At 42.2% G+C, this 13,339-nt stretch carries 13 protein-coding genes; 3 read left to right on the top strand and 10 right to left on the bottom strand.

Annotated features, from left to right (window positions below):
- Window positions 1-477: 477 nt before the first annotated feature.
- Together BLS23_RS13905 and BLS23_RS13900 are read left to right on the top strand one after the other, a co-directional pair.
- The gene (locus tag BLS23_RS13905) at window positions 478-660 is read left to right on the top strand and encodes a hypothetical protein (protein ID WP_035510066.1); all 183 of its coding nucleotides are present in this window, start codon (window positions 478-480) and stop codon (window positions 658-660) included.
- Between the two features lie 163 nt (window positions 661-823).
- Window positions 824-1,765, top strand: coding sequence for a peptidylprolyl isomerase (locus BLS23_RS13900; RefSeq protein ID WP_089653246.1), 942 nt, complete (start codon window positions 824-826; stop codon window positions 1,763-1,765).
- 37 nt (window positions 1,766-1,802) lie between these two features.
- Here the strand turns inward: BLS23_RS13900 and BLS23_RS13895 are convergent, their stop codons facing one another.
- The 6 genes from BLS23_RS13895 to BLS23_RS13870 all read right to left on the bottom strand — a co-directional run bounded on the left by BLS23_RS13895 (window position 1,803) and on the right by BLS23_RS13870 (window position 9,223).
- On the bottom strand, window positions 1,803-2,000 hold the full coding sequence (locus tag BLS23_RS13895) for a sporulation YhaL family protein (protein WP_089653244.1): 198 nt from the start codon (window positions 1,998-2,000) through the stop codon (window positions 1,803-1,805).
- Window positions 2,001-2,137: 137 nt separating this feature from the next.
- Window positions 2,138-2,689 (bottom strand): GbsR/MarR family transcriptional regulator, encoded by a 552-nt coding sequence (locus BLS23_RS13890; protein WP_089653270.1) that lies wholly within the window; start codon window positions 2,687-2,689, stop codon window positions 2,138-2,140.
- A gap of 92 nt (window positions 2,690-2,781) precedes the next feature.
- Window positions 2,782-5,664, bottom strand: coding sequence for an AAA family ATPase (locus BLS23_RS13885; protein WP_089653241.1), 2,883 nt, complete (start codon window positions 5,662-5,664; stop codon window positions 2,782-2,784).
- On the bottom strand, window positions 5,661-6,899 hold the full coding sequence (locus BLS23_RS13880) for a metallophosphoesterase family protein (protein WP_089653240.1): 1,239 nt from the start codon (window positions 6,897-6,899) through the stop codon (window positions 5,661-5,663). The genes BLS23_RS13885 and BLS23_RS13880 overlap by 4 nt, the downstream gene beginning before the upstream one ends.
- Before the next feature lie 178 nt (window positions 6,900-7,077).
- On the bottom strand, window positions 7,078-8,331 hold the full coding sequence (locus BLS23_RS13875) for an ABC transporter permease (protein WP_089653238.1): 1,254 nt from the start codon (window positions 8,329-8,331) through the stop codon (window positions 7,078-7,080).
- A complete protein-coding gene (locus tag BLS23_RS13870; protein ID WP_089653236.1) occupies window positions 8,324-9,223 on the bottom strand; it encodes an ABC transporter ATP-binding protein in 900 nt (299 codons plus the stop codon). The genes BLS23_RS13875 and BLS23_RS13870 overlap by 8 nt, the downstream gene beginning before the upstream one ends.
- A gap of 757 nt (window positions 9,224-9,980) precedes the next feature.
- Between BLS23_RS13870 and BLS23_RS13860 the strand changes: the two genes are divergently transcribed.
- Complete coding sequence (locus BLS23_RS13860) at window positions 9,981-10,166, top strand: YhzD family protein (RefSeq protein WP_089653268.1); 186 nt, start codon at window positions 9,981-9,983, stop codon at window positions 10,164-10,166.
- 54 nt (window positions 10,167-10,220) lie between these two features.
- Here BLS23_RS13860 and BLS23_RS13855 read toward each other — a convergent pair whose 3' ends face one another.
- The 4 genes from BLS23_RS13855 to BLS23_RS13840 form a co-directional block, all read right to left on the bottom strand.
- On the bottom strand, window positions 10,221-10,991 hold the full coding sequence (locus BLS23_RS13855) for an enoyl-CoA hydratase (protein WP_089653231.1): 771 nt from the start codon (window positions 10,989-10,991) through the stop codon (window positions 10,221-10,223).
- A 235-nt stretch (window positions 10,992-11,226) separates the two neighbouring features.
- Window positions 11,227-11,586 (bottom strand): YlbF/YmcA family competence regulator, encoded by a 360-nt coding sequence (locus tag BLS23_RS13850; RefSeq protein ID WP_089653229.1) that lies wholly within the window; start codon window positions 11,584-11,586, stop codon window positions 11,227-11,229.
- Window positions 11,587-11,670: 84 nt separating this feature from the next.
- Entirely contained in the window at window positions 11,671-12,807 is a 1,137-nt protein-coding gene (locus BLS23_RS13845; protein WP_089653227.1) for a DUF445 domain-containing protein, read from the bottom strand.
- Window positions 12,808-12,922: 115 nt separating this feature from the next.
- Complete coding sequence (locus BLS23_RS13840) at window positions 12,923-13,333, bottom strand: ferritin-like domain-containing protein (RefSeq protein ID WP_089653226.1); 411 nt, start codon at window positions 13,331-13,333, stop codon at window positions 12,923-12,925.
- Window positions 13,334-13,339: the final 6 nt, after the last annotated feature.

Raw genomic sequence — 13,339 nt, 5'->3', positions numbered from 1 at the left:
AATCTACCATGAGTGCTTCCTATAAAGGAGCAACAGTCTGTGATGCACCGTGGTCGAAGGAGTCAGACTATGGGGAGGGCTCTCACGCACCAAGGAGTCTCGACCTTCCTCATCCAGCCGTAGAATCAGTATAGGCATACCATAACCATTTTCATTCTCTGTGGTGTAGAGCTGTTTTTTGCGATACATGAATGGCTATGGGACGTGTGGGACAGGTGAGACCCCGGAAGGCGTAGCCTGAGGAGGCTCAGCGCCCGCCCCATGGAAAGCGAACTGTTTCCCGGAGCCCCTAAACTCCAACAAACATCTCGAAACTGACTCTTCCACAATCGGGATCTTTAGTTGAAGTCGGAATTTGTCTTTTTATTTCTGAATCAGACTTTTTTGTTCTAACCGGGAAATCCGACCTGCTTTTTTCTGTTCAATCCACCCAAACTTTGATAGAGTAGTTTCATAGGGAATAAAGGAGGTACCAACATGGCATTCGGATTCAGCTTGTACGCGCTCGTCATTTTATTCGTGTTTAACTCACTCACACATTCCTTATGCACAAAGACGAAAATGTCGAACGAAAAACAAACGCGTGTTTTCCGCACGATCAACGTACTCATTACAATATTACTGATCTCTTCTTATGTGGAAGTGCTTAATACACTTTAGAACAGGCCGTAGATGGCCTGTTTTTTCTATGTCTTGTTTGAATTGCTATATTTTCACAACACAGTATAGAACATTGACTATATAATGTGTTATATTTACTGATAGGCTGTGAGCAAATCTCTACGTCACGAAATTCACAATAAGTTTTAGGAGTGTCAGGATTATGAAAAAAATAGCCATCACGGCTGCATTGGCAGCGAGCGTATTCACCTTGTCAGCTTGTTCATCAAATGCAGATGAATCAGAAGTTGTTGTTGAAACCAATGGTGGAGAAGTCACGAAAGAAGAATTCTACCAAGAATTGAAATCTCAATCTGGGGAGCAAGTGCTTCAGACTCTTGTCATGAAAGAAGTTCTTGCAAATAACTACGAGGTTTCTGATGAAGAAGTGAACAAGGAACTAGAAACAATCAAAGAACAATACGGTGATAATTTTGAGAACATTCTTCAGCAAAATGGCTTTGCAGATGAAGAGGCTTTCAAAGAAACCATCCGTATGAGCCTATTGCAAGAAAAAGCCGCTTCTGAAGGAATCGAAATTTCAGAAGAAGAAATGAAAAATTATTATGATCGGATGAAGACAGAGGTTCAAGCGAGCCATATCCTAGTCTCTGATGAAGAAACGGCGAAAGAAGTTAAAGAAAAAATCGATAATGGAGAAGATTTCGGAGAGCTAGCCGCGGAATATTCTTCTGATGGTTCTGCTCAGCAAGGCGGTAAGCTTGGCTGGTTCGGACCTGGAGAAATGGTTGCTGAATTTGAAGATAAAGCCTATGAATTAGAGCCAGGCGAAGTAAGTGAACCTGTGCAATCTCAATTTGGCTACCATGTCATCAAAGTGACGGACAAGCGCGATAAAGAAGATATCAAGCCTTATGAAGAAATGAAGGAAGAAATCAAACGTACATTGACGAGTCAGAAAGTCGATCAGGCTGAGCTTCAGAAGAAGATGGATGAGCTTATGCAGAACTCTGAAATTGATGTGAAGCTTGATGAGTTTGAAGGTCTCTTCGATAAAGAAGAAGCACCAGTAGAAGAAGGTACAAATCCTGAGGGAAATAACTCAGAAGAAAATTCTTCTGAAGCAGAAAATACAGAAGAATAATAAAGATCAAAAGCCAGGTGAATGTTTCACCTGGCTTTTATTCTGACATCATGGCATCTCTTTTTCCTCGGCGCTCTTTCTCCTTTTCAATCCGCTTTAAATACACTTGACCTTCCCGTTCGATATACTCTTGTTCGAGGTTGTGCTCCGCTCTCATGGCGCGGATGGCCATATACCCGCTTATGAATATAAAGACAATGCACAAAAACACCCAAATCGGAAGACCGAATATCATAAATTCATCCTCCCCGCTCCTTTTGTCTCTAGTCTATGAGCAATCGCGAGCAAATATGATACAAGCTCCCTGTTCTTAGTAAAGAGCTACGAAAAAATCCGATGCGCACAGCCAACAAGCTGTTCACATCGGATTTTTTACTTTTTATCTTTTTGATCAATTTTCGGTACGTATTGAAAGATCTCTCCGGATTCTACCACATGAATGAACCTCATGAGCCAGCGATAGTAATTTTGAGCATATTCCAGCCGATCGATATCTTCTGATATTTTTGCTTGAAGATCTTCGTCCGTCGTCTTCTCTTGCAGCTCTAGAAGCTCCTGGATGGCTTCATCCGCTTCTTCAATATTCGTCTCTGTATGATGTCTCCAACGGCTTCCGAACAAGGAAGTGAAAGATTTATACCAATCTTCTTCTGACTTGTATAAATCTTTACGGACTCCTTTTTTAAAGGAAGGTTCGACCATCTTCATATCTGATAAAGCACGGACGCCTGTTGACATACTGGTCTTACTCATCTCCAAAGCTTCCCGCATGTCATCCAATGTCATGGGTTCCTGTGAAAAGTACAGCACCCCATACAAGCGGCCGATGGACGGGGTTACCCCATAAAGGCTCATATTCTTAGCTATGACTTGGATAAATTGTTCAATCGTTTCTTCGTATTTGTTCCAATCTTTATTGTTCATTTCTGGCAATGGAAACCCTCCATTTGCTTATTCCTCAGTAATCTTAAAACATTTTATCATTAATGTTCTTACATTGCGACCTTTTATCGATTTTAACTCAATCGCAGGACTTGAGGAGATTGAAACGCTTCTTCCAAATCTTCTCGCCATGTAAAAAGAACGACTTGGTGCTTTTTAGATAATTGCTCGAAAAGTTCCACCATCAGGCTTAATCTCCTCTGGTCAAAATGAACAAAGGCATCATCAACGAGAAACGGAAGGGACAAGTCATCCGCCATCGTCTCCCCAAGGGCCAGACGGAAAGAAACATACAGTTGATCCCTTGTTCCCCGTGAGAGTTCCATTGGAAAATAAGTGAATCCCTGCTTACTAATGACCTTAATGCAATCATCATCGGGTGGAATTTTCACATCAACATAATTTCCGTTCGTCAGGTTATGAAAATAGGTCGTAGCTTTCCCTAAGATCCGTGGTAAATATTTTTCTTTATACGCACGCTTCGTCTTCTCTAAAGCCTTCCAAGCCAATTGATAAGCCGCCCATTCTTCCGAAAGTTTTTGAAGTTCTACTTTTTCTTTGTGAAGTTTGTGGGTAATGCTAGAGCGTTCATCTGAATGCTCCAGCTGTCGAATGGCGCTCTCGTTATCTGCACTGGCTTGCTGATTCTTTTTTTGTTCCTCTTCAATCTTTTGCTTTTCGCTTTTCAGGCGTTCCAGGCGGGCCGAAAGTGCAGCTTCTTCAGGCACTTCTGTCCACACATGATAATGCTGCTGCTCTCTTTCTGACAGCATACGCTGCAGTTGACGTTCTAAATCCTGGAGCTGACTTTGTTGCTCCCTTTGTTTTTTCTTCTGTTTCGCCTTTGTGTAAAAGTCTTCTTCCTCCTCCACGCCGGCTTCTTGGAAAAGCTCTTGTTGTTGGTCCAAATAAGTAGAAAGCTTCACATTATTTTCTTTCGCACGCTTATCCAAGGATTCCAACTGCTGTTCTGTTTGGGTGATCTTCTGCCTTCTATGATTCTGCTCTTGGACCCATTCTTTTAAACGCTGCCACTGCTGTTCCATATTCTCTTCGTAGAATTCCCACTTTTTCACCTTGTAAAACGCTTCCAGATTTTTTTTGATATGGTTTATTGTGGAACGTTGCTTTTCTGTTTCCTGAAGCAGCCGTTTCTGTGTACGTTTCTTTTCTTTCAATTGTGTCAAAAGATGATAGAGCTTTTCCCAATGCTCCACGTGTAAGTATGCTAGGAAAGGATAGAGATTACGCTGTTCATCAAGGGTATTTTCCAATCTTCTTTTTCGTTGTTGGAGATGGTGGGTCTTCTCCTGCAGCCGAATCTCTTCCTGGTTCAACTGCTTCCATTGCTCACGCAGATGATGGTACTCATTCTTTTGTGCATCATATTTTTGCAGCTGTTTCCTCGCTTGTTCCATTTCTTCCACAGGAATGGATGTCGTCACACTTCGCTCGGATAATTCCACTATTTTTTTGTGACAGCTATAACTGTACAATGCAAGACCAGCGGCTATGACCAAACACAAGACGAATAGCACCATTCCTTCGAGGAACCCCCCAAAAGCCAGTGAGAGGCCGGCCAACACGCCCCCTAACAAACGTCCATTCCTTAATCTCGTTGTATCTTGATCAGACGTTGCTGCCATTTGATAATTTCTCTGCAACTTTTCTTCATATTCTTTGGCTGTTTCCTCGCTGATCCTCTCGTTCTCTATCGAATGTTTATGTTCTTCTATTTTTTGAAGCTCCCGGGCGATGTCGTCTGCTTGTTCCTTAATAAACGCTTCCTCACGTTCCACTTCTTCTTTTTCCTTTTTCAATGCTCGCCATGTTTCTTCAATATAAAATGGCAATGAATATTCCTCTATTTCATCTATATCCAAAGGAACATCAATATGACTTTTATCTTCCTCAAGCTGTTCATCAAGTCGGGTAATCTGTTGTAAAAGGCGTTCGACCTCATAGACAGCTTGTTCATACTTTGGATATCCTGTTTCTACGAGCTTTCCTGCTTCTTCCTCTTGAAGTGGGTCGTATCCATCCTTCCAACGTTGAATAGAAGACTCAACTTCCTCAATATTAGTTTTTAATAGCTTTTGTTCCGATTGAAGAGGCAAAAGGACTTCCTTCACTTGCTGGTAACGCTCCACACCGGCTTCCGGAAAAGAAAGGTTACATTGATGCTCTACTTCAGCCTTTATTAAGTGGTAATCAACGATAATAGCTCTTACTTTCAGAACTTGTTCCGTTATGTAAATTTGATTGATGGTCTCCTGCCATTCCCCTTCTAATGTGCGTAGGCGTCCGTTCAATGTTTCTTTTGTCTTTTGAAGCCGTAAATAGTCTTCTTCTTCATCATCCAATGTTTTCTTCTTCTGCTGCAACTCCTCAACCACTTGAAGCTGTTCATTAATGAGTGGTTTTTTTCCTTTCGGCTTGAAACGTTCATCCATTTGTTTTTGCAGCCATTTTTCTGTCTGATAAATTTGGTCAGATCCAGTTAATCCGATATTCAAAAGGGCTTCACCAAGCTCATACCCTGATAAATTCTTTAGTTCCATCAAGTCATCCGCATTAAAACTATAGGTAGATTCAAAAACTCTACGTTCCATTCCATCCAGTAAGTTCCGGAGCCACGCTTCGTCCTTTTCCTCTCCTGTCTCCAAACGGCAGACCGCTTTTCCGTTCTCATGTTCGTGCGTTCTCTCAATCGTCACTCTTCCGAACTCTTCCGTTAAAAGGACAAGACGTCCGCCCATGCTTCCTCCGGTTTTAGGTATAAAAGATACCCTTTGCTTTGGGGGTAGTCCAAATAACATAAACAAGATAAATTCGTAGAGCGTCGATTTTCCTGCTTCATTTTCGCCTATAATGACATGAGGAGATGGAGCGGTTAAATCCAAAGAATGATCCTTCCATTTGCCGAATCCGTAAATGAATAAATGGGTGATCTTCACATCGCCCCCCTCCTCTCATGGTTGATCATCCGTTCCAATAGTAGTGATTTTGCTTGTTCTATCATATCCGTCGTTTCTTCATTTTTAATCGGATGAATATACTTGGACACTTTTCGGTGAGAAAACAAAGGAGAGAGCCATTGTTCTACTTCTTCTTCATTTAAATTAGAAATGGTCCGCAATAGTTCACCTGTAAAATGAGAACCTTTCATTAAATCCTCTTCATCCCAGGTTGTGCGGCCTTCAACCTTGATTTCCTCAATCCAAATCCAATCATCGGAATCAAAATCTTCATTCTCATTAATGACTTCCACCCATTCTTGAATATCCTCTGTGGATCCTGCATATCCCATCATCGTGATCGTCAACATCACAGGAGAACCGGCAGCTACTTTTTCTTTCGCCTTCTTCAAACCTTTTTCCAATTCTTCAAACGATGTGATTTCAAGATCCTCCACAGTGGTAGAATCGTATGTAATGCTTTGCAAGGGGACAAACTGAAAATTCCATTCTCCGGAGTTGTGCTCGACAAGATAACATCCTTTTTCTCCCGCTTCCTTTCGTGATCTCCCCTGGATATTCCCAGGGTATAGGATAGGTGGATCTGCCGATAGAATCGAACGTTTGTGGATGTGACCTAATGCCCAATAGTCCATCTCTTTCCCTTTTAACTCCTGTAGTGAAAAAGGTGCGTAAACATCATGGTCTGTATTTGTATCCAGACTCCCGTGAAGCATTCCGATATGATAGTCCGCCCCCTCTTTTTTAGTAAAGAATGGAACTTTGCGGTCTCGCACTTCTCTTGTCTCATAGCTAAACCCATAAATATGAGCCAATACCTTTCCATCCTTTTCAAATGGGAAATGTTCAACATTGTCACTTTTAAAAATATGTACATTGTCAGGCATTTCAATGGGTAAGGTTTGCCCCTCTATATAATCGTGGTTACCATAACTGATATATACTTGAATATCCTTCTCATAAAGACGTTCGAACCCACGCCTGAGATGGACTTGAGCTTTAATACTCCGAATTTCCTCATTGTATAAGTCACCAGTAATCAAAAGGAAATCCACATTATTGTCTATGCAGGCGTCGATTAGCCGGTCGAACGCTTCGAATGTGCTTTTTCGCAACCTATCTAACAGTTTTTCCGGGAAGTGTCCCTTTGTTTTAAAAAGGCTGTCGATATGTAAATCTGCGCTGTGTATGAATCGAATCGATGATTCCACCATGATCAGCCTCCTTTTCTATTATTTCTTTCATTTTAACAGAGCCAAAAACCGAATGCACGTTCTCATATCACAAGGGAGCAACAGCAAAGTCGCAAGCTTCTCCGAACGGCCCACCCATAGCTAGGGATTTATCATTTAACCAGCCAAACAAAAAACCCCTTAACAAAGGGGTTTTTCTTTACTTCTCTTTTTTAGAGAGTTGCAAAGCCGTTTTTAAATCTTTTAAGGAAGTGGACTTCCCATACATCAGTACACCGCCACGATAGACCCGTGCTCCAATCAAAGCAAGCAAAAGAATGGAACCGATGAGAATACCAATAGATAAGGCGACTTCCCAAATCGGGATTTCCAGCATTCCTACACGTAAAAACATGATCAGTGGTGTAAAGAACGGGAAATAAGAACTGACCGTGATGAAAGTAGAATCAGGAATACCAAGGCCAAACATCGCAATAAGGAAACCAGCTACAATCAGCATAATCATAGGTGCTAATAATTGCTGCGCATCCTCCAAGCGACTGACGAGCGACCCCAAAGTTGCTGCTAAGGTAGCATAAAGCAAATAGCCAAGAATAAAGAAAACGACAGCATAGACGATGGTGCCGGGATTAATGTCGTTGAAACCGAAAAACTCCAGCATCGAACCATCTCCAAGGGTCTTGCTTTGTTGGATGCCTAAGTATCCAGCCAAAATAAGGATAGCGAATTGCGTCAAGCCTAACAAAGCAATCCCGAAAATTTTGGCAAACATTTGGGAGACAGGGGATACGCTGGAAACTAAAATTTCCATGACCCGACTTGATTTTTCTGTTGCTACTTCCGTAGAGATCATCTGCCCATACATGATGACAGAGAAATACAAGAAAAAGAGCATCACATACACAAGTCCGCGAGTCTGGTTGAGCTCTTCTGCCGTTTTTGCACTATCTTCAAGAGCTACGAGCTCAAAATTCACAGGGGCATTCATTTGTTGAATGATCGCAGGATCGACATTGGCCTGCTCGGTCACATACTGAACTTTCACTTGTTGAAGCGCCTGTCTGACAGGGTCACTTTCCCCTGTGTTAGCGATTTTGTTCGCATAATAAGTCGCTTCAGGCATCCCCTCTTCGCCTTGTTCCACATCTACAACAGATTGAAAGTCTCCTTCTTCTACCGCTGCTTGAGCTTCCTCAAGACTTCCATTGTATTTCTCAAGGCTAAGGTTGTCATTCATCGACACGACCTGATTTAATGACTGAAACCAGTCCTCATTGTCTGTCACGACAGCCACTTTCTTTTCTTCATCCACATCGCTGAAAGTCTCAATTAGGGATTGCAAATTCGATAAAGCGAAAATGAGTGCAACAGTGACAATCGTGGTAATTAGGAAAGACTTGGATTTGACGCGGTTTTTATAGGTCTGGGCAACCATGATAAAGAACTTATTCATAAGAAGCACCCACCTTCTCAATAAAGATATCATTCAAAGTCGGCTCTTCCAGATCAAATTTGCGTACAAACCCTTTCCCTTGAAGCTCCTCAAAAATACGCTGTGCAATTTCCTCGCTCTCAATCTGGATTTCACAGCCATCTCCCAGGGGCTTATATTTCGTAACTCCAGGAATACTCTCCAAAAACGCAAGGTCAAAATCTGCAATGACTTTCACATTCTTTTTCCCGAATGACTTTTTAATCTCCTTCAACTTTCCATGCACCACAGGTGAACCGTGATGAAGAATACACAGACTTTCACACAATTCCTCTACATGCTCCATCCGGTGGGAGGAAAATACAATCGATGTTCCGGATTCTTTCAAATCAATGACAGCTTTTTTCAGCATTTCAACGTTAACTGGATCAAGACCTGAAAAAGGCTCATCCAATATCAACAATTTCGGTTTATGTAATACAGCTGAGATGAACTGAATTTTTTGTTGATTTCCTTTCGATAATTCTTCAACTTTCTTATTTTTGTATTCGGGTACTTTAAATCTTTCAAGCCAACTTTCAATCTGTTGAACGGCTTCAGATTTCTTCATCCCTCTTAATTTGGCCAAATAAACCAACTGCTCCTGGACCTTCAGCTTGGGATAAAGTCCTCTTTCCTCCGGTAAATACCCGATTAAATGACTCTGGTCGTAGCCAATGTCCCCACCGTTCCATGATATTTCCCCTTTGGTTTGATCCAACAAACCGAGAACCATACGGAAGGTGGTGGTTTTACCCGCTCCGTTCGCACCGAGAAAACCAAAGATCTGCTTTTCTGGAATTTCCAATGACAAATCATCAACAGCTGTAAACGATCCAAACTTTTTCGTCACTTTCTCCAATCGTAACGTCATTATTTCTCCCCCTTTTCACCTTATGTACGTAATTTCTAACCTAATGGTTTCAAAATTGCTTTCCAAAGAAATACTTCTTTCAAAGAATATGGCAGGATTCTTGAAGACTCAGTTTCGAGATGTTTTTTGAGTGGATATGGGCTGCGGGGAATGACTCGCTTTCCGCGGGAGCGCGGTGAGCCTCCTCGAGCTTCGCTCTGCGGGGTCTCACCCGGCACTTTTTTCCCGCAGGAGTCTCCCCATTCCCCTCCGCCCCTTTGCCATGGAAGATTCTCGAAACCACTTCTGGAAAAATCAGTTTGTATGATTGAGGGAAGTGGATAATATCCTCCCTCCACAGCTGGCATTCACAACGTAAAAGCTTGATACAGAGCGCTTTATGCATGCTTAGGAGAGAAGAGTGGGAGAAACTCCTTCTCGGTATAGGGATTCGTTTCTTCCTTTTATAGAATGGGGTTGTTGGGAAGCTACGAGACTCCCGTGGGAGAAGGAGGTAGGCGAGATCCCGCAAGGCGATAGCCTGAGGAAGCTCGGCGCTCCCCCACAGGAAAGCGAGTAGCTTCCCAACAACCCCTGACTCCCAATATGGCAAACGAACCCCGAAAACATCTCCAAACTGAGTCTTCAAGAATAGGGAGCTTTTGTGGAGGAATGTGATGGGAAATTTTTTGATGGAAATTTGCTGGTCAAGCAGGAATATCGACGTTGTATGACAAAAGTAAATAATGAATACCTATTCATTCAAGGAGGCACAACAATGAAGACATACTACTTAACTGTATTCGAGAAAGATGGTACCAATGTCCTCGATGAAACCTTTCAAGCAGAAAATGATGACCAGGCAAAAAAATTAGGGTCAGAGAAGCTGGAAGAGAAAGGGTACAGCAATCACACCCATCGCTGTGCTGCACCTGAAGGACATTTGGTTTTGTTCCACAGATAACACCACAAACAATTTAAAACTATAAAAAGTCGCGCTCTTCGGCGCGACTTTTTATTATTTACCATGAAACTCCGGCTTTCGTTTATTCAAGAAGGCTTCAACCCCTTCTTTATGATCATCAGTTTGAAGTAACATCCATTGGGTTTCACGTTCTTTCTCCAAATAGTGGGATAACCGTTCCATCCCATGTTGATGATAAATTTCTTTTGTAGCAATCATGGATTTTAATGGACGGCCGCTCCACTCTTCCGCCAGACGCGCGGCCTCTTCTCGGACAGGTCCATTGACGACAATATCCACAAGTTTATGATCATAAGCTTCTTTCGCTCTCATTTGTTGACCTTCCCAAGCGAAATGTTTAGCCTGGTGTGTTCCTAAACGTTCCTGCAGCCAAAAATGACCTCCACCGTCTGGAGCCAATCCAATACCTATGAAGTTCATTGATAAACTGGCATCAGGTTCCGCTATGACATAATCAGCAGATAATGCGATACTTAACCCAAGACCTACGACAGGCCCATGCAAAGCGGATATAACAATTTTCTGCATAGAATAGAAGGTTGTTACAATCGTCTCGATGTTGTTCATGACTTCATCATAGGTATCTCTGTCAGACACCTCTTTCATCATACTCAAATCTCCACCTGCACAGAATCCATCTCCCTCTCCGTAAAGAAGAACGACCTGTGCCTCCGACCGCCTCGCTTCACGAGCTGCTTCTGCGAATTCTGCTAATAATTCTGCATTTAATGCATTGTATTTTTCTCCTCGGGCAATTTTCAAATGAACCACATTTCCCTTTTCCTCTACAATGAAATGCTTCATAATTTTCCTCCTATATTTGGAAAAATTCTTCTCGGTTTAGCTTTTCGTCATAAAGCCCCCACTTTCCTGCAAGAGACGACAAAAAATCCAGTTTTGAGAAAGCCCTAGTAGACACGAAACATAGACGGCTTATGGTCTGCTTCCTGATTCCAGACATCCTCCCCTGCAAAATAACCCACAAATTGCAGACAACAAAAAAAGGAGCTGGTTCACCAGCTCCTTTTTCATTTCTTTATTATTGTTGTGGTTCTTCAGGGTTGCCGTAAAGCTCTTCAAGAGGCTTCGTAATGATACGGCTGATGTCGTTGATGACTGTATTCAAGCGTTGCTCTTCTTCCATAAGCTTGGAGATTTGAGGGTGTTGTTGTACAAGCTCAACGACTTTACGAGCCTGTTCTACTTCTTCCTCAGAAATTTCTTCTCCCTGCATCTGCTTTTGTTGAAGCGTGATTTGTGTTTGACGGAAATCGTCAAACATTTTTTTAGCAGCTTCGTCGTTCATAACTGCTTCATATGCTTCTTTCAATCCGTTGAATTCCTCACTGTTACGGATTGCTTTTTCTAGATCATACGCGTAATCATATAGATTTGCCATAAAAATAAGTACCTCCTAAATTTTCGTTCTGACACTCCTTCCCCACTATAACAAACTCCTATACGTCTGTATAGGAATACACTATTATCCGAAAAATAGCACAATAGTGGCTTGCAGCAAGCCGATCATTCCTCCTAGTAACGCACCCAGGTAGGTTATCATTTTAAATTCCCTCCTGGAAATGCCGAGGACCATTTCTTCAAGACGGTCAACTTGGAAAGCTTCGACTTCCTCCTGAACAATTTCAGATAAACGTAACTGTGTCATCATGCTCTCCACCTTGGATGATAACAATTCACTGATTTGATCAACGGCTGCCGGAACGAAAGTATCTAGAATCTTTTCTTCATAAGGACTTGTCCATTCCTCCACCGTTTTCGCCATCCATTGATCTACTGGCAAGGTATGGGCAACGGCTTCTCCAAGCTTTGAGCCTATGGTTTCACGCCCGATATAGTCTTCAAACCAAGCCACTCGCTTGGTTAAAAGTTTATCCTTCTCTGCATGCAACATCGTTTCCAACCAATCCTTCATCTCTCTATCAGATACATATTTAAGAATCAGTGGGTAAATACGTTCCGTGAGCCCATCGGGACCCATAAAAGATGAAATCATATTACCGAAAAACCCTTGATTATCCAGATAGTTATCGATCAGTGCTGCCACTTTCTCTTTTCCTTCCGAACTCCGGAAATAAGCTTCTATACTTGCCTGGATATGAGCAGCGGCTTGATCCACCCCATGGTCTGCCCTTTCTCGCAACGCGGGTGTTAACAACTCCTCGATCGTTTTTTCACGATATTCGTTCATAACCGAATCATAACGATGTTCCACCCAATGGGAAACATGCTTGTGAATGGATGTGGACGTTACTTCAATATGAAATTTTTCAAGTACTTCTTTTAACGTGTCTTCTTTTTTGAGCATCGTGTGAACTTCATCTTTCGCCCACGTGGTCATCTGAGTCTTAAAAGTTGAATGGGTGAGTTTTCGTCGGATGCCTTCTGGAGTTAATAGATGGTTCACAACCATTTTCCCTAATTGCTGGGCTAATTCCTTTTGTCGTTTAGGAATCAGTCCCGGGGTGAAAGGAAGACGGTAGTTACCGATATGAATGGCTCGGTATGGACGGAATAGCATTTTTATGGCTAATGAATTCGTAAGCCCTCCGATCAGGGCCCCGATTCCGATCATCATTAAAATTAATAAAACAGGATTCATGTTCCAACCTCTTTCTACACATGGTGTACCAAGTATAATCCATATAAAAGCCAAGTGCCAACGGTAAAACACCAAACAAAAAAGGCCTTGTGTAGACATGGCCTTCAAACTGGAATTATTTTAATCTCCCATAAATGGTACCGAACCGAGTCGCATGCTCCATCTCATCAGTCATAGCTGTAAATAACGCTTGATAAGCGACGGGCGTAGGAATCATAAACAGCATCTCCCTGTACATCTCGGCCGCTTTAAATTCATCTTGTTGAGCCCTGATCACACCATTCTCGAAAGACCGGTAGCTGATCATTTCGGGTTCAAAATCATGATACTTTCCTGTCAACTGAAAGTGAAGGTGTTGAAACATTTGATAATGTTTCAATTCATCATCTTCCGCATGCTTAATATAGTCCCTGAATAAACGGTTACTTGTATCCCCTTTTAGTCGGCTGTAAAAATCATGATCCTTCCACTCTTCTTCAATTGACCTTTGCAGCCTTTGGATAAAGGACTCACGATAGCCCTGCATTTGATC

It is taken from the genome of Halobacillus aidingensis (genome assembly GCF_900104185.1).
GTDB lineage: Bacteria > Bacillota > Bacilli > Bacillales > Halobacillaceae > Halobacillus > Halobacillus aidingensis.
The sequence above is the reverse complement of the archived record's forward strand: the minus strand, read 5'-3'. Positions and strand labels throughout refer to the sequence as shown.

What these genes read in the sequence shown, in the direction of transcription:
- BLS23_RS13840 (WP_089653226.1), bottom strand. Translation starts at nt 13,333, where the DNA reads ATGCAGGGCTATCGTGAGTCCTTTATCCAAAGGCTGCAAAGGTCAATT.
- BLS23_RS13905 (WP_035510066.1), top strand. Translation starts at nt 478, where the DNA reads ATGGCATTCGGATTCAGCTTGTACGCGCTCGTCATTTTATTCGTGTTT.
- BLS23_RS13860 (WP_089653268.1), top strand. Translation starts at nt 9,981, where the DNA reads ATGAAGACATACTACTTAACTGTATTCGAGAAAGATGGTACCAATGTC.
- BLS23_RS13845 (WP_089653227.1), bottom strand. Translation starts at nt 12,807, where the DNA reads ATGAATCCTGTTTTATTAATTTTAATGATGATCGGAATCGGGGCCCTG.
- BLS23_RS13895 (WP_089653244.1), bottom strand. Translation starts at nt 2,000, where the DNA reads ATGATATTCGGTCTTCCGATTTGGGTGTTTTTGTGCATTGTCTTTATA.
- BLS23_RS13900 (WP_089653246.1), top strand. Translation starts at nt 824, where the DNA reads ATGAAAAAAATAGCCATCACGGCTGCATTGGCAGCGAGCGTATTCACC.
- BLS23_RS13855 (WP_089653231.1), bottom strand. Translation starts at nt 10,991, where the DNA reads ATGAAGCATTTCATTGTAGAGGAAAAGGGAAATGTGGTTCATTTGAAA.
- BLS23_RS13880 (WP_089653240.1), bottom strand. Translation starts at nt 6,899, where the DNA reads ATGGTGGAATCATCGATTCGATTCATACACAGCGCAGATTTACATATC.
- BLS23_RS13875 (WP_089653238.1), bottom strand. Translation starts at nt 8,331, where the DNA reads ATGAATAAGTTCTTTATCATGGTTGCCCAGACCTATAAAAACCGCGTC.
- BLS23_RS13850 (WP_089653229.1), bottom strand. Translation starts at nt 11,586, where the DNA reads ATGGCAAATCTATATGATTACGCGTATGATCTAGAAAAAGCAATCCGT.
- BLS23_RS13890 (WP_089653270.1), bottom strand. Translation starts at nt 2,689, where the DNA reads ATGAACAATAAAGATTGGAACAAATACGAAGAAACGATTGAACAATTT.
- BLS23_RS13870 (WP_089653236.1), bottom strand. Translation starts at nt 9,223, where the DNA reads ATGACGTTACGATTGGAGAAAGTGACGAAAAAGTTTGGATCGTTTACA.